Source organism: Candidatus Nitrosocosmicus franklandus, from assembly GCF_900696045.1.
GTDB classification, from domain to species: domain Archaea; phylum Thermoproteota; class Nitrososphaeria; order Nitrososphaerales; family Nitrososphaeraceae; genus Nitrosocosmicus; species Nitrosocosmicus franklandus_A.
In genome coordinates, this window is the sequence record NZ_LR216287.1 from 338,746 (window position 1) to 355,473 (window position 16,728).

Annotated in this window: 14 protein-coding genes and 2 tRNA genes; 5 read left to right on the forward strand and 11 right to left on the reverse strand. The window is 33.6% G+C overall.

The window, feature by feature from the left end; translation table 11 throughout:
- Positions 1 to 461: 461 nt before the first annotated feature.
- Positions 462 to 1,022: a class I SAM-dependent methyltransferase gene (locus tag NFRAN_RS01500; protein WP_134482765.1), complete on the reverse strand. Its 561-nt coding sequence runs from the start codon at positions 1,020 to 1,022 to the stop codon at positions 462 to 464.
- Between the two features lie 240 nt (positions 1,023 to 1,262).
- Here NFRAN_RS01500 and NFRAN_RS01505 point away from each other — a divergent pair, with 240 nt between their 5' ends.
- Positions 1,263 to 2,012: an SDR family oxidoreductase gene (locus NFRAN_RS01505; RefSeq protein ID WP_172602032.1), complete on the forward strand. Its 750-nt coding sequence runs from the start codon at positions 1,263 to 1,265 to the stop codon at positions 2,010 to 2,012.
- 835 nt (positions 2,013 to 2,847) lie between these two features.
- Here the strand turns inward: NFRAN_RS01505 and NFRAN_RS01510 are convergent.
- Both NFRAN_RS01510 and NFRAN_RS01515 read right to left on the reverse strand, forming a co-directional pair.
- Complete coding sequence (locus NFRAN_RS01510) at positions 2,848 to 4,026, reverse strand: hypothetical protein (RefSeq protein WP_134482767.1); 1,179 nt, start codon at positions 4,024 to 4,026, stop codon at positions 2,848 to 2,850.
- Between the two features lie 869 nt (positions 4,027 to 4,895).
- Positions 4,896 to 5,207, reverse strand: a complete 312-nt coding sequence (locus NFRAN_RS01515; RefSeq protein ID WP_134482768.1) for a hypothetical protein — start codon at positions 5,205 to 5,207, stop codon at positions 4,896 to 4,898.
- Positions 5,208 to 6,052: 845 nt separating this feature from the next.
- On the opposite strand from NFRAN_RS01515, the gene NFRAN_RS01520 reads away from it, so the two are divergent.
- Positions 6,053 to 6,316, forward strand: a complete 264-nt coding sequence (locus NFRAN_RS01520) for a zf-TFIIB domain-containing protein (protein ID WP_134482769.1) — start codon at positions 6,053 to 6,055, stop codon at positions 6,314 to 6,316.
- 1,121 nt (positions 6,317 to 7,437) lie between these two features.
- Positions 7,438 to 8,181: a Coq4 family protein gene (locus NFRAN_RS01525; RefSeq protein ID WP_134482770.1), complete on the forward strand. Its 744-nt coding sequence runs from the start codon at positions 7,438 to 7,440 to the stop codon at positions 8,179 to 8,181.
- 669 nt (positions 8,182 to 8,850) lie between these two features.
- On the opposite strand, the gene NFRAN_RS01530 is transcribed toward NFRAN_RS01525, so the two are convergent.
- The 8 genes from NFRAN_RS01530 to NFRAN_RS01560 all read right to left on the reverse strand — a co-directional run bounded on the left by NFRAN_RS01530 (position 8,851) and on the right by NFRAN_RS01560 (position 14,244).
- On the reverse strand, positions 8,851 to 9,558 hold the full coding sequence (locus NFRAN_RS01530; protein ID WP_232037906.1) for a hemerythrin domain-containing protein: 708 nt from the start codon (positions 9,556 to 9,558) through the stop codon (positions 8,851 to 8,853).
- Between the two features lie 527 nt (positions 9,559 to 10,085).
- Positions 10,086 to 10,511 carry a hypothetical protein gene (locus tag NFRAN_RS14200; RefSeq protein WP_232037907.1) on the reverse strand — a complete coding sequence of 142 codons (426 nt, stop codon included), beginning with the start codon at positions 10,509 to 10,511 and terminating at the stop codon, positions 10,086 to 10,088.
- A gap of 18 nt (positions 10,512 to 10,529) precedes the next feature.
- Positions 10,530 to 11,057 (reverse strand): radical SAM protein, encoded by a 528-nt coding sequence (locus tag NFRAN_RS14205; protein ID WP_232037908.1) that lies wholly within the window; start codon positions 11,055 to 11,057, stop codon positions 10,530 to 10,532.
- Positions 11,058 to 11,682: 625 nt separating this feature from the next.
- Positions 11,683 to 11,925, reverse strand: a complete 243-nt coding sequence (locus tag NFRAN_RS01540) for a hypothetical protein (RefSeq protein ID WP_134482771.1) — start codon at positions 11,923 to 11,925, stop codon at positions 11,683 to 11,685.
- Positions 11,926 to 11,935: 10 nt separating this feature from the next.
- Entirely contained in the window at positions 11,936 to 12,421 is a 486-nt protein-coding gene (locus NFRAN_RS01545) for a hypothetical protein (RefSeq protein ID WP_134482772.1), read from the reverse strand.
- Positions 12,422 to 12,738: 317 nt separating this feature from the next.
- Positions 12,739 to 13,053, reverse strand: a complete 315-nt coding sequence (locus NFRAN_RS01550) for a putative quinol monooxygenase (protein WP_134482773.1) — start codon at positions 13,051 to 13,053, stop codon at positions 12,739 to 12,741.
- A 401-nt stretch (positions 13,054 to 13,454) separates the two neighbouring features.
- Positions 13,455 to 13,528: transfer RNA gene (locus NFRAN_RS01555), tRNA-Ile, on the reverse strand.
- Positions 13,529 to 13,572: 44 nt separating this feature from the next.
- Positions 13,573 to 14,244, reverse strand: a complete 672-nt coding sequence (locus tag NFRAN_RS01560; RefSeq protein WP_134482774.1) for an iron-containing redox enzyme family protein — start codon at positions 14,242 to 14,244, stop codon at positions 13,573 to 13,575.
- Between the two features lie 965 nt (positions 14,245 to 15,209).
- On the opposite strand from NFRAN_RS01560, the gene NFRAN_RS13500 reads away from it, so the two are divergent.
- Complete coding sequence (locus NFRAN_RS13500; RefSeq protein WP_172602033.1) at positions 15,210 to 15,377, forward strand: hypothetical protein; 168 nt, start codon at positions 15,210 to 15,212, stop codon at positions 15,375 to 15,377.
- Positions 15,378 to 15,994: 617 nt separating this feature from the next.
- A tRNA-Glu gene (locus NFRAN_RS01565) sits at positions 15,995 to 16,090 on the forward strand.
- Positions 16,091 to 16,728: the final 638 nt, after the last annotated feature.

Sequence of the window (16,728 nt, forward strand, 5' to 3'; positions counted from 1 at the left end):
CCCCATGTGAACTTCTAATTGATGCCTTTATCGTTACTCTTTCTACGAACCTGTAACAATTATATTTCTAATCGAAAAAGCCAATTAGTTCTCTTATGACATAATATTCTACCAGTGACCTAATCGAAATTATTTTGAAAGAAAGGGTATCGACAATTTATAAAAGTCATTGATTAGAAATTGGCTAAACTGATATAAATCAGACCTGACAGTGGATTTGATTGCCGAATTCTGTTTCACTTACTGAGATTTCGTTAATGACCCATACCATATTTCATATAAAAAATTAATTCTAGAATCCTAACGGATTAAACTATGTTAGAAGCAGAATCATCACCTTGGTTGTGTGAATATATTATAGTGTGAACAATGGCAATGGGCTTATTAAATGAAAGCTTTAAAAATATTACCATATTGTAATTTGGATTGACCTTGACAGATTATTTCAAGAATCCGACTAACTATGATTTTTCCATTAGCATCGTTAAAATTTTTATTCGATTCGTGTCGCTCATGAATTGAGTAAGGTAATATGACGAAAGTGATGACGGAGGTTTGTCTACTAGTAATTTAATATGAAACCCTATGCTTTTGAAGGTTAAAGTAATCCATGCCTTCCATTTTTCATATTCTCTAGGAGTAACTGCAGACAACAGTTCATTTGTACACTCCGTTACTAGTAAGAATTCACCATACTTTTTCAATTTATTCAAGGCTGTTTTATAAAAAGGCACCCAGTTGTCGATTTTTTCTCGTCCTATGTAATTTGGATGAGGAAGAATTGATATGAACATTCCTATAGTTTCATTTTTATAGGTACTGATTATTTCTTCAAAATTAGCATTAACAAAAGTGATGTTATTATTCTCAGACGATAACAAATGGCAAGCTTGTTCGCATAGTGATGAATCCTGTTCGATTCCGATGAAGTACAGGTTCTGTTTCTTGTTCTTGCTAGCTAAATCGAACAGCATTTGTCCATTCCCCGATCCTAACTCAACTATCAATTCCTTAACAGGCACCGATTCGTTCAAACCTCCTTACGAATATCAGATTAACTTTATATACATTAAAGAAATCACGAGAGAAACTGGCCCAGGAGAATTGCAAACCTATTTCTGATAATATATATGTATGAATTGGCCAAATACTGGAAATTTACATTTTATTATCCTGATCGACAGTGACCGACTGTTAAACGAAATATAATTTAACTAGTTATGCATAGAAAGATAAATTCAATACCATGTATATCCAAAACCATGTATCATAATTTCAAAGATCAAATAATCCTTGTTACAGGGGGAACAGGAGCATTAGGCATGGAGGTATCCGAGCTTTTTGTAAAATCCTCTCCTAGAGCAGTTGTAATCACCTATATAAATGATTCAGACAGACTCAACACAGAAGAGAGGCTTGACGCCTTATTCAGTGATCACGAAAATGAAAATAATAAGACAGAAATAGAATTTGCTCGTACTGATATTTTAAAGGAAAACGAGGTTCAAAATCTCGTAGATAAGATAATCGACAAATATGGACGGATCCACGTATTAGCAAATATTGTTGGAGGATATTTCGGGGGGGAGACAGTAGATGAAACTACAGAACAAGAATGGGAGAAAATGATGAATATAAATTTGAAATCCGCCTTTCTAATCACTAAATACATTCTTAAGCCAATGAAGATGTATAGATTCGGAAAAATTCTTCACGTATCTTCTGCTTCTGGTGAAAGTGCGATTGGAATGGATTCTGCGTATTCTTCATCAAAAGCAGGGTTAATTAGATTAGTTCAATCTGTTAAAGAAGAGGTAAAGGACTTTGAAATAAATATCAATTGTATCCTTCCAACCATAATCGACACCAGTTCCAATCGGCGTGCTATGCCTACTGCTGATTTTCAAAAATGGCTAAAGCCACAAGATTTGGCCAGATTGATAGTTTTTCTATGTTCGGAAGATTCAAAGGTAATAAATGGTACTGCCATAAAGACCTCCGGATATGCATAAATATATTAATTTATTGTGACTTTCACCAATTTCAATAAAAAGAAGATTAATTGGGAATGAATTCGATACAAGCTGTCCATTAAATATCTTGAGATAACCACATACTTATTCGAAGTAATTGTGGTTTCTCTTTGATCAGGATAATCAGAAAGTCACTGGTTAAAGTGTATAGAAGATAACGAAGTATATGTATGAGATGGGATGGGATATGGTTAAATTTCTTGTTTAACGTTGATCTAACTCGAGATTTGTAACTAACCTAAGAATATCATTATCGAATCCAAGATATTAGCTCCAAACAAGAATCATTAAATTAGTTAAATAACTCGAGGTGGAGCACGTTTGCAGATATTTCAACATTTATCCACGACTATAAGAGAAGAAATGAAAAATGAGACTATTTACTGAACATAGAATAAATCTCAGCATGATTTTTCCATATAGGAAGATTGTAAGCCTGCCACTAATCGCAAGTGAAATTATCAGGATGTGAGCAAAAATATTGGGCCAATCATAGCTATAGGGGACGAATATTTTAGTTGGATTAGAAAACTATAAGGTAAAGGATTTCCGAATTTACATTAAATCTCAACTAATTAGTAGTATATATATTGAACTGAAGTATGGATTGTAGTCATCAACCACTACTCGGAATTTAGATCGATATTTTATCCACAAGTCCGAGGTAGGGAACATATCTTAATTTTAAGATCCGTTGTGGGGGAATGAATACAAATTCAGTGGATATTTTTTATCAATAGTGTGATAGGCCTATTGCAAATAAAGGTTGTTAAACTGCTCCTGTTTGAAATAAAAAATTATGACTAGATTAATATCAACTAAAACTGAAATCTAGTCCAGCTGACCTCATTGTGTCTTCAACATTCTCCAGAATTCTGTCAACTCCAGAATTGTCTTCTGAATCATCAGTCCAAGATGATTCGGAATTGCTGTCTCTGGTATCAAAATCGAATCCAAAATCGAAATCGTTCAAACGGTTTGAGAAGTCAAATGCATCGTCATCATCATCATCATCATTGTTGTTGTTGTTGTTACTTCTACTGCTGCTGCTACTGCGGTCGTCATCATCATCATTATTCCTGTTGCTGTTATTGTCGTTATCATCATCATCATCATCGTCATCATCATTATTCCTGTTGCTGTTATTGTCGTTATCATCATCATCATCATCGTCATCATCATTATTCCTGTTGCTGTTATTGTCGTTATCATCATCATCATCATCGTCATCATCACTACTGCTACTAGAACCAGAACCAGACCCGCTATCACTTACTTGAGTAGTAAGTGCACTCGTTGTCTTACAACATACTGGTCCATTTCCTGTATCTTGGTTGAATTGTTGAATTTGAGCTACAGGCTGTATTGCACCTAAGGATGCTAATGTGCTATTTCCTCCGTTAGTTGAATTAGCAGCTGATTCTAACATTAACTCATAGTTTGCCAATTGAGCTTGTGTAAAGTTACTGCCAGTTACATTTACAGAGTAGTAAGCTTGTGATGCTGATTGAGATCCATTTGTACCACCATTGTCAATACCAGCTGCACAGAATATCTTTGATGTTATCTTGTTACTTCCTTCTTTGATAGTTGTATAATTACTTGTAAGTGTATACTGCCAAGTTGAATAATCTTCATTGCCCTGAATTCCTGTTGGTTGTACGTTTTGATATGGCTTTACATTATTGACAATAATTGTCACATCACAATCAGTCGTAGCATTATCCTTTGAAACACCATAGATTATTAATGATTTGTTTGAATTGGTGGGAACCAGGTCATCTTTACCAGGCGAAATTATCTTTATACCTCCTGCAAGTTTTGCCATATTTAAAGAGGACCCCTGGGTTGAAGTAGATGTTTCATTCGAATTTGGACTAATAATTCCAGATGTATTTTGAGCGAATGACAGAATGTTAGCATTATGATTTGTATTCGATAACAACAATACCACTAATAGTACTGCAAAAATAACACCAAATTTTCTTACCATAAATAATTTTGATATTTCTATATATATTAAAGTTTGACAAGATTTTTCTATTTGATAAAACCATACATATCTTCTTTTGATGTGTAAGAATGAAAATCCCAAAAAAACGCTAACTTTGGTCGTTTTTACTTACTAGAGGGTCTTTCCTGAAAGATCTAGTCTTCATCAAGGCAATTGAACTCTAAAGATCTAAGATCTATAGTAATTACAATAAAGAATCATAATTTCCAGATTAGTTTTATTCGAAACGAAATATGTCGCATACAAATTCCTTGAGATTTTTCATATGATCAGTTTGTTTGCTAACATATATGGAGTAATGCTGAAACGGCAAAATTTGTATTTGAATCGATCAAACGAATGTTAAAAGAAAAAAAATTGTTTGTCAGATAAGAACATAACGTAATTTGCAGTATGGATTGTTGATAAAGATAACTAAGCTATTCTAATCCACAATTCTGTTGAATTAATATAGTCTCACATTGATAACGTATTCATAATCAATCTTAAATTATCACACACACTAATGGAATTTCCTAGTATTTCCCTTCGACTCAAAGAAGGACAAATCTGATTAGCAAGTTAACAGAATATGGCGTGTACAATATCGAGAAAAGAGTGCTGAATTAATCAATAGAAGTCACAAACTTGTTGCCAACTTTAGGACTTAAAATTAAAATTGAACCAACTAAATATGATAGATCAGTATAGACATATAATTAAAAAGAAATAGATATCTACCAATTAGTAGTAAAGAATAATAGTTTTCGTAATATACGAACGCACAGTTAAATAGGACTGAATATAGGCAGTACAAAAAAATAATGATTCTTTTGTAATTTCAAAAATTAATTATTGGATAGCGACGTTCAATAGTCGAGAAGGTCCAATGGGTCAGAAATGTCTGTATTGTGATCTATGATGTATTCTTTACCAAAAGTACATTTCAAATCTGAACAAAGCAATGGATTGCCTCCAATTTCTTCCTCCTCCTCATCGGTTGTAGTGCTTGTAGTTGTTTCAACATTGGAATGACTATTATATTGCTCACGACATGAAACATTTGGGTCAGTAATTTCATCACACAGGCCTTGCGCAACAATATTTCCGTTTGAAAATACTAACAATGATGTTGCACCCGACAATAAAAGAGCGACGGCAAAGGTATAGAATGTTCTCATGATTTATTGTTCTGTTCCAAACAATATTAGAATTTATGAGCTAAATTCTGCAATATTATTTCTTATTATTTTACTGCTTTCTGACCTGCAATTGCGCAGATCCAGCTTAATCCGTTTAGTTATCTACTCCAAATTATAATATTTTTGGATTTTGTGGTCAACAAGAAGGTCATGTCGCGAACTAGTATTCCAACACATTTCATGGCTTTTGATCGATTCAACAAGATTACTTTGAACCTGGATACAGAACAGATATGACCAAGATCGAAAAAATTATCTATTGTGATGTACTCGAGCATTACTTTCACTGATTGTTAATATGTTCACCACTATGATCAAAGAACGCAGTCAAGTAATTTATTATCGAAATGTGTTAAGATATAAGGAAACAGTAACATACTACTTACCAAAAACAAACAGAATAAGGTATTTTTAACTTTTGGTTTATTAGTAGTAAAAACAAAGATTCGCATCTAACCATAGCAACATATTATGTAGAAAGTTACATGCTATCTCTAATGATGGTAAAAGTTTAACTTTATTAATTTGCAACCAAAATTGTATTGTTAAGATGTTGGAAAGGGACTGTACCGAATCGAATAAGTTGTCATTCTCGAAGATCATGTATGAAATTTAACCGTATTTAAAGCCCCTAAGATTTGTACTACGATCACAGGTTTAAACTTGGGGATAACTACTTCTAATCAACATTGTCTTCAATTTTAGAGAAAAAGAAGTCTCGTCAGACCTTTCACTAAAACGATATCCATAATGTCATAAACACGGAATGAAGTCCAGTGCGATACGGCTGCAAAGTTATATAGATTAAAAAATATCTCCAAATAATGAGCTTAAGATGTCCTAATTGTTCGACCGAAATGATGCTAAGTAATAAAAACGGAGTTGAAATAGATCATTGTCCCAGATGCAAAGGGGTTTGGCTAGATAGAGGAGAATTGGAAAAAATCACCAGCATGCAAAATAAATACAACGATGATCACTACCGTAAATACCATTATGGAAGAGACTATGATGACGACGATGACTACTACTACAGACGAAAGCACAAAAAGAAGAGTTTTTTTGGCGACCTGTTTGACTTTGACTAACTCGGCTCGTTATTCTTATTTGAATATATAATTTTTTCAATTTTTGCAGTCATAAACCGGAAATAATAGAACTGACAATAAGAGGAAATCATAAGTAAATAACTCAAATTCTCATAAAATCTAGTGTCTCACTTCTTTATATCAAATCCTCGAAATTGAATACATTGGCATATGTAACAATGATGATCTTCTATTTTCTGAAGAAATTTATGAGAAATTCTGAGATGACCACAATTCCTGCAAATATGATATTTTTCTGAACCCACCCCATCATTTACAAAGCATCATCGTATTAAAGGCATTTGGGTGATATATAGATGCGAAAGGGATTTCTAATCAGTTTAATAAAACGAATCAATTCTAGATTGAATTATTGCTTTTGACTATGATTTGTTATAAACAGTATTTTGCGTATCTGGATATTCATTTTCTATTGAAAGGATGAAAGATTTGATCGTAGATTCGTACGTCTTCGGCACTACCTAAAATCTAGGTAAAGATAATCATCAGACATATGTAGGTTATAATCTGGACCTCCACATCAACTCGTATCATAATCGTCATTAGATAAGACTTATAGTAGAATTTTCCGAGGATAGCATTCAGATCACCATAAATTTTGTCGCAAAAATAGACTACTTATGAAATATTTGCCAAGGTAAAGGCATTGTTGTCTATCTCACGTATACTTTATCTATACGAGGGTAAAGAGTTCATGTAAAAACGGAAGCAACCAGTGTGCTATTAGATCTGTTCTCCTTTAGGGCCTGAATTCAATTAGATTAAAAGATGAATGGATCGAGCATTAATGTAATCCTCTAGAATTAGAGATTATCCAGACAAAACCAAACGTAAATTTGACAAAAGTCAAAATATCAATGAATTGTCTTAGGGAGCTTATATATCAGAGTAAATAACTCCAAATAAGATGTAAATTATCATGTAAAGGTTTGGAAACTAAAATTTCGATTTTTATAATTAGTACCAACGCCACTAGTCAATAATTAAAAAGCGACTATTGAGATATTTGATGATTCTATCATTAATCTTAGTCTAGTGGATAATCAACCCAAAGTAATTGCTAAATGCATTTTAATTAGTATGTGCTTTCCCTTTATGATATGGGCTATATGGATTTAATGAGCAAGGTAGAGAATATTGAGCTCCTAGGTGGAATGATAAAACATTTGGTAACAAATCGTGGCAAATTAGATACTGTATTCGATCTTGAAGACGGGTTTAGAGACACGATATGGATGAAAAATTGTATAGAACGTCTCAAAGAAGATCCAGAATCTGCAAAAATGTTTGAGGAAAGATACATGGGACCAGAATATAATTTAGATGAATTGTTAAAGCTTCCAAAGGAATCGTTGGGTTACAATTATGCGTTTTTAATGAAAACAATGGGATTCGAACCGCACTTTTATCGAGCAAGAGATAGACCTTCATTAGAAAATGATTCTGACTATGTGACGATGAGAGTAAGAAAAACACATGATCTTTATCATACAATCAGTGGTTTTAATATGGCCATAGGTGAAATTGGAGTTATAGCACTAAATGTCACCCAGTATTCCTACCCCGCATTTATGCTTATTGATCTTGTAGCTGTTGGCGCAGCTTGTTTTCCGGGCCTCGCCAATATTCCTCAATCCGAGAAAATACAGTCTTCGACGGTTTTTGAAACCTTGGCAAAGGGAATAAAAATGGCCCGAGAAGCGAAACCGTTATTCCCAGTGAAATTTGAGGAGATGGTTGAAATGCCGATTGACGAAGTCAGGAAAAAACTTAACATTGTGCCACTAAAGGATGGTCCAAGCTGGTATCAATATCCTAAAATAAAAGAAGCAGGAATTCACTGACTGTTATTTTTTTCACATTTTGATTCCATTTTGTCGTTGAATTATTTTTATCCTCATGAGATTAGAGAACGAATACTAATATTAGAACAGGCTTTGGAGGAAAGTCAGTTCTCCATTGATATCATTTAGTCGCTACTTCTGTTCCAAAAGTCTTCATTATTTGTATCTCTCGCAACAGCGCCTAGTAATACACTATAATCTACATGGATAGATTACTTTTATATGATTCGCCAATCATGATATTTTCTGGATTTTCACTATAACTTTAACTTATATTTCTTCGTTATAAATCGACCCTGAACAACTTTCTACGATCGCTTTGAATGTGATCGCTAAACGATAGAACAAAGTCACCGAAATGATCGTTCCTATTGGTAATATTTGAATCAATTTAGAATGATGATTTGTTTTATTCTTAACATCAAAAATTAACATCAAAAAAGTAGTAATTATTTAGTCGAGGCTCATCAGATTTCTGAACAACATGTCTATACTAGAACAAGTTTTGAAAATGATCAATTATAATTCCGTAATGCAACACCAAGGGATCGATTCCTTCTCAGATATATCATAAAATCATTCGTTTGAAGCTTGAGCTTTTGTTTGATATTCTAACTAAGAACCAAAAATAGGAAAATACTTTAATGAATATTGTAAAAGTCAAAACTGTTACAAAGAATTTTCCTGTAAGGTAATTCTCTCTACCAGATCCTCATAGTACTTACGTGTCTTCTTAGATGAATTTAACTTAACCTGTTCGATGTTTTCCAAGTCATTCGTGACTGTCTCATCCTGACCGGCTAACAACATGTCCGCCATGACAAATAATCTCTGGTTTTCTTTAGCAAGATGAAGCGTCACATGATTTATGTATTTGTCAATATCACTTAGTAATTCTTCGCTCTTATGCGTAGAAATGTATAGTTCTGCGGATTTTCTAAGATTATCGGTGAGAGTCTTTGTTATCTCATGTTCATACAACATACGGGCTATTGGACCTCCTTCCTTAGGCATCCCATTCTTCTCTAAAGAAGGAAATAATGATTCCTCTTCCTTCCCATGATGACATGTATTAGTAAAATTAGTTGAAAACTCAATGGTTTGTTCTAGTATAGTCGGTGGAATTGAATTCCCGTTACGTAATAGCGTTGACATAGTTCTAAGTGCATTTATCATTTTCTCAATAAGCACATGATCTTTTCTCAAGGAGTCTGTAGGGCTCATTGCTCTAATCTTCGAAAATGGTTTATAATAATTTAGCTGGTTAAGGATAACCACTAACTTAATGGTCATAAAAGTTTGACTGCAAAGAACGCCTGCCAACAGCAGATCTCCAGCTGAAGTAAAGATGTTTCTGGATGTATTATCCTCATGCATCTCAACCTATAAACATAAGTTAGAAAAACATGAAATATACTTCAGGATTAAAGAAAATTTAAAAGTCAATAAAACAAATCATTTTCTAGAGTATATCAGATCAGGATGAAAAAGAAGGTAGGCCACTTCAATACGTCGAAATACAGATAGTAGCATGGACTTTGCTTATTACTACTATAATGGATCTTAAACCAGCTAAAATCAGTGCATTAGTTCTTTTAATTCAATTCCCCATGCCTAACTCATACAACCACATATTCCACCGTTACCGCAGAGTTTAGGCCAATTAAATTGCTATATACATCATCCCTGTACCAAACCTAATTTTTGTATTATTACCAGCATCGCTAATTAATTTGCAAAGTGAATTTCCAACATCCATAAATCAGCAATCATAGCCATAATTGTTACAATCAACAGTCTATTGCCTTTTATGCATTCTTTTGTAAAGCTTTATCCGTTAAATTTACTGACACTCGTCAAATCTAGCAAAGGCATATACAGATCTCAAATTTTACTTTCCCTTTCTATTCGTTTTTAAAACCCTGTGCAACCAGTATAGAATAACATCCAATACCACACTTTTCGCAAATGGGTTTTATTGCGTTAGGATCAGAACTGCCTATACAACATGGATGTTTAGTTTGGCCTTTATGATCCAGCAATAGAATAGCCCAAAAAGGGCAATCAATTGGCGTATTGCTAACACCCCCTCCCCACGATCCTTTCATGAGCTCAAGTTGCCTTTGTGTATTCATTATGAAATCAGGATACTTCCTCTGTAATTGTATCAAAGTGTCTACAACCTGATTCCTGATTTTACCATACGGTAGCCGCAGGCGATCATTATCTCCAAAAGGTGTGTGGAATTGGAAACCAATCTTATTTATCACTCCTTTCCATTCTGATACTAAATCCTCAATCGTCTTGTAGTTCAATGAATTAATAGTCATAGTAATCCAAATATCCTTCTAGGAGGGTTTACCATTTCTATCTGGTCCTTTTGTATAATTTAATATGTTCTTCTTTGTTTTTTCATATGCTCCCTTGCCTCGTATACTATCATGTATCTGAGCAGTATCATCAAGTGAAACCCAATAAAAATAGAGGTTGGGCAATCTGGGCAGTGGAATAGTTCCACTTGTAACCACACATATACGCCTAGGCATCTCATCACAGAAAGTTCTGATAATATCTTCTCTTAACAACGGTTCTCCGCCGACAAGAGTAACAAAGTATACATGATGCTTCTTAAACGTATTTTTGATTATTGTTCTCCAATCTTCTACACTTAGTTCGTCTTTTTCGTTTCTCCTAGTTTTCCACCTATAACAATGAGAACAATGAAGGTTGCAAACATTGATGATGTCAGCAGAACCGTAAATAAACGGCTTAGATTTAAGCAGTCTTATGGATATATACTTTAACAACATGTTAAAAATTGCAGGAAAATCTCTAATGATATCAGTAGTACCCATTCCATAAATGATATCAACCATGGATTACTCAGACATAGTATGCGCCCAAACTATATTAGATTGTGTCTGCATTTACTTAAGCATAAACTCAATATCAAAAACATCAGGTCTTGCTCCCTTCAAGATTTATATTGTTACGTCTAGGCCTTAGGTTGATGAACGTTACACTGAGATAATCCTAATTCATGGTTAAAATAAAAAACATAGTAAGTTCATACATACTGTTTATAAGTAACAAGGAGGCTTTTTTTGAATGAATAAAAAGATCCTGTTGTCATATTTAAGAATACAATAATCAAAAAAGGTATAGATTGTTTTCTTCAGCTTATGCTAGAAAGTAGTAGATACACGAGTGAGATTTTTGATATGATATGTGAACAGTATCAACTTAACAAATAGATCATAACCCTTCGATCCAATTTTAATTCCTTAATAAAGATCAAGATTAATCTTGCATATCCCATGTAAATAAAACATGCGGGAATTCTAATTATTGAACCAAGGTTATCAGAATTTTTAAAATAAAATATCAATAGTAAATATAAAAAAAGATTAGTTGTTTACTATTCAAAACGAATTGCAGTCGCTTAATGGAATCTTGCTTCCTAAAAATTAGGTATATATCGCGATCATTAAGATCTCAATACTACTTATTCTCCAGTGGATTTCCATACCTATCGTTGTCTAGCGCTCCCTTGAATACCTTGTCGTAGCATGCTTCGGCATTATCTATGGTAAATGTTGAGTTATGATTAGCAACTCTTGTAACACAATTGAAATATCTAGTCAATGCGTTTGCTGTGTCAACTATCGTTACCTGTGCGATAATTATCAGCAAAAATGCCAAGCAAGTGACTGTCAAGAGTCTTTTGTTAAGAGTCCAAACCATTATCTATCCCTTACCCCATTACTCCGAACAGAGAATTGAACCTTTCAATATCACGGTGTATCGAATTTTCGTTTGATTCTACCTCAGTGTCGTCGTTTGATTCTACCTCAGTGTCGTCGTTTGATTCTACCTCAGTGTCGTCGTTTGATTCTACCTCAGTGTCGTCGTTTGATTCTACCTCAGTGTCGTCGTTTGATTCTACCTCGGTATTAGCGCTAAATACTTCATTATAACAAGTACTAACCTCATGTTTAGTAGGTTCCTTTTCAAAGTATGGATCAACTCCTACCCCTTTACTTTCATCTATTTTATCATCTATACAATCATAAAATTCTGGCAATCCTTTATCCAACGTAGCATTTCCACTTTGAATCGGGATCAAGTCTACTGCCTGACCATAAGAGATAGGTGTGTGTTCAAAAGATGCACCTATCATTATCGTAACGAAAGTAAAAATCATTGAAGGTATTGGAAGTTTCTTGATTTCAGCCTTCATGCAAAATAAACAAAGAAAAACCATTTAACTTATTCTACAATTTACTATGATAATTTCACTAATAGGATTCTGACCGTAGATTTTAATTGTTAAAAATTATTAAGGATTTTCATAATTTTACATAGGACACCCACATACTAAACCTGTAGCGTCTAATTATCGGACCTTCTGATTCACTCTTTTATTCAAAAGCCGCTTTTGAGAATCATACTCATATTTTCCTTTTTATATATAAGATTACATTACCACCATCGATAGTTAAGTAAATCTTGATTTGATCTGGTACAGATTATTTAAATTCTGGTGGATCGATTCGCTTATTCGGTTACACGCAGATATGTGTTGATTTCGAGAGGTTTAGCCAACAATCCTCTAACTCGTTCACGATTATTTTGGGACTTTAAACTATCATAGTGTCTATCAAAGTCACCTTTAGTACGCCAGACTTCATCGAAGAGAAACTCGTTCGGATTTTGAGTTGAACGGTACAGATCGTAAGAAATGTTGCCTTCCTCTTTCCTTGCAGGTATAACCAAAGAAACTAAAAAATCCATTAACTCTTGTCTTGATTCACTTTTTGCCTCAAGAGTTGCCAACACTCTAAAGGACGAATTTTCATTTGTCTTCTCCATATTAATGGGTTGCAAACCGTAATATATTAAAGTCTACAATAAGCAAATATAAATCGATTAAATAACTAAAATTTTGCGAACATAATTTCCGTATCTATTGTGAGACCATAACTCTAACTTCTGGGTTTTCATCTTGTTCAACAGATTAATGTAATACGAACTATCCTTAATGCAATTTAATCTCATTCGTATCATAAATCGTTAAGTGACTTCTCAAATTCGCCCATGATTTATTTGATGAGGCAAACAGCTGAAAAAAATTTAAAACTAATATCTAAGACGTTACAATAATCATACTAATCAAATAAATCATATTTTACTATATTCCACATATTCATTCAGTTACCATTTAAGATATTGATGACAAGAAACATGAATTTAGGGGGGATTCTAATCTAAAATGGGCCCAAGGGGGTTTGAACCCCTGACCTACCGGTTATGAGCCGGTCGCTCTACCAGGCTAAGCTATGGGCCCTTTCATTCTAGTTAAGCATTGAAATGAATGTATAAAGGTTTTGCTTATTGTTCAGTATGAACGAGGGTTCCATCCACATATCTTTTTTGAACAGCATCTAATAACTCATTTTGGGCCTTCAAAGAATTTTTTGCTGCATTCAATGCTTTTTCCTGTATATCCTCTGGACAATTATTCAAGATATTTTCCCATATCTTGGCATGGTATATATCAACCTCTTTATGGGTGTCAAAGTATTCGTGTGCTGCTGCTTCATGAAGACCATAAAACTTTCTCAACCCATGACTCTTTGTTTCACTTATTTTTGGAAGCTCTTTTTCAAAAGCATACATTGCAGCAACACCTTCAATAAAGGAAGAAGTGCAAAGTTTCAATAAATTATCTATCGCTTTAGTCGTAAGAGAATCTGGAGAGTAATTATTCAGATCCTCAGCGCTCACATTCAATGAAGAGGCAAATTTTTTCCAAAGTTCAACATGTTCATTTTCTTCTCTTAGTGTAGTTTTGATCAAGTTTCCACTGTGAGGGTCAGAGTTATTATTTAAAGTATACTGAACCATCTCTGGAACTATTTTTACCAATTGGTAGTATTCCTTCGAGTAACCCGCCAGATGATCCAAGGTCAATTTACCTTCCTGCCAAAGCTGGTAAAATCTATGCTTCAACAAACTATGTTTCTCAATCTCTGTATTTATTAGATCAATTAAGAGGCTCATAATATATTTGAGTATGTTTCAGATAATAAATATTGTGTAGTGTATATATTATCTTGGAAATTCGGATCTAAATAAAACCTTCGGGATTCAAATTGATTAGATACAACAACGCAAACTAGTGCAGATTAAAGTGATACATTGCTTTCTGAGTAAGGTGTTTTGAGTTTGATTAAGATAATCCAGCAAATTTAGCTATCAATAGATATATAAAAAATGTTTGAAAAATGCTAGATTTCGATTCAATCAACCATAAAACTTGCCCTGTCTAATTAAGCCATACATCCAAAAGGTCTAATTTGTTCCATAATAACAGACAACTATAATTATAAAAAAGATTACTTGTGAATCTATCTTGAGACAGTTATTGACTGTAGACTCTTGGAAACCAAGTTATTAACAACATTAATTATCGAAAATGTGATTCAATCAATTGATAACGTAACATCACGATTGTATCTGTTAATAATATCCATTTTCACACCATTTTCAAGAAACCTGCAGGTAGGAGCTTGTATTGATTTATGCAAAAAATTAAGATCAGTTGTAATTTCTAGCAAAAGTTAATTGTTCATAGGATGATTCGTTTCTAAAATAAAATTTGACCATATTTGTTGGACTACATGGGTCTTACGATTGAAAAAGATAGGAATGAATGTTGTTTTCTTATGTTAATTTCCCAATATCTTGTGATTTTTTATGACCAAGCAAGTAACATAATCAATTTCTAATAGGGCCATAATGAAAAGTTTTGACAAGACATCATGAATTTATGCAATCTCTGCAAAATATCATAATCTAGATATGAAATAAAACCCATCCAATGAAGCCTTGATTTCAGAAGCAGCAGTTATCGATCTGAGAAAGAATAAACCTAATAATTCGATGGATTATAAATAACATCTGATCACATATTATTAAACTCTTCCTATGTATTTAATATGGTATGTTAAATAACAAGATTAAGTATGAGCTTAGTTGGCGGAATAATCCTCTTAGTTATCGGAGCGATATTGTATGCAGTAGCAGGCATGTTACCACCCATAGTTACTAAAATTGCAAGAATACTTGGGATCGTGTTGGGAATAATTGGTGTAATACTGATTGTAGTGGGAGCTTTGGGTATAGCTTTATAATTAGAACAAAAACTAAACTTCTTTTATAATAGTTAATTTTTTAAATCGTCTTGACGAAAAACAAACTCAGCATATGATTATCCTAATAAAACCAAAATTAAGATCAATTTGAATTTACCAATGATAGAAACTCATCTATTCACATGTCAAAGTATACATAATTGCATTTTTTACATTGAATCTTTTTCGGTTTGTTGTAGCCAAACGGTTGCAAGACTTCGCATTCTGATAACTCACAATCTTGACAAATAACTCTGCATCCAAATTTATCCTTGCTTCGGCTATTCTTTTTTATCGTTAATAACGTAAGATATCTCTTTGTATCATCCAAAGCCTCCTCCAAAAATCGTATACTATTTTCATTCAACTTGGACACAATAATATCCGAATCGATCTGTGGCGGTTCTAGTCGCTTGCTCAATGCTTTATTAAGAAGACACCGATACTTGAATTTTCCGTCTTGGATTTAGGATTAATACGATAGAGATATTTTAGATTTTGGACATTCTTTATCTAAGCTGTCATCATCACAAAAGCCGCAGCCATATAACATATTGCAATTTGTGAGATCCAAAATAAAAAGGATTTTATAATATCTCCAAATTAAACAGTTTGAAGCTCCGGTGGTGTAGTAGCATAAAATGCTGCACAATCCGGTCAAGCATTGCGGCCTTTCGAGTCGCAGATCCCGGGTTCAAATCCCGGCCGGAGCATTCTATTTTGTGCTTGTTTTTGGGCTCCTCGAAAGGCCTGAGAGTTATTTTCAGTATACGGTTTTGTTTCCGTATACGGATTTTCCGTATACGATTTACAGTTAATGCAATAATAGCTTAGTTTTGTAAACACGGCTTTAGGACCAAGCCTAATGTAGGTAGTATGAAGCCCCTTTTGACATTTTGAACATCTGGCCAATTACAATAAAAATAAACATATACTATTTGATCTTTGTGTAAATGTAATAGAGTATTATAATCAAAAACGATAGTAATAACCGCTCAGGTCTACGACCCTCGCTATTGGGAACTGATTTTAGATCTAAGACTGCTATGATTGATAATACTCTGAAAATTGATGGACCATTGGACTACTAGTAAAGTTTGCATTCTTTTCTGGATTAAGAGGGGAGGAAATAACACACTCCCATCAAACTCCCATATGTAATAATTTGTCTGGATGTAATTGTGAAAATTTACATATAATACAAAATGGTAAGTTTGTAGTTGTCATATTAAATAGAATCTTTGGCCACAAGCGTTCTTATTTTACAACAGTTCCTTTAGATACTTGATCCCAATTTAGAAAGTTGCATAAAGCAACCGTAGCTGAAAGAAAAGCTGTTCATAGGCTCATA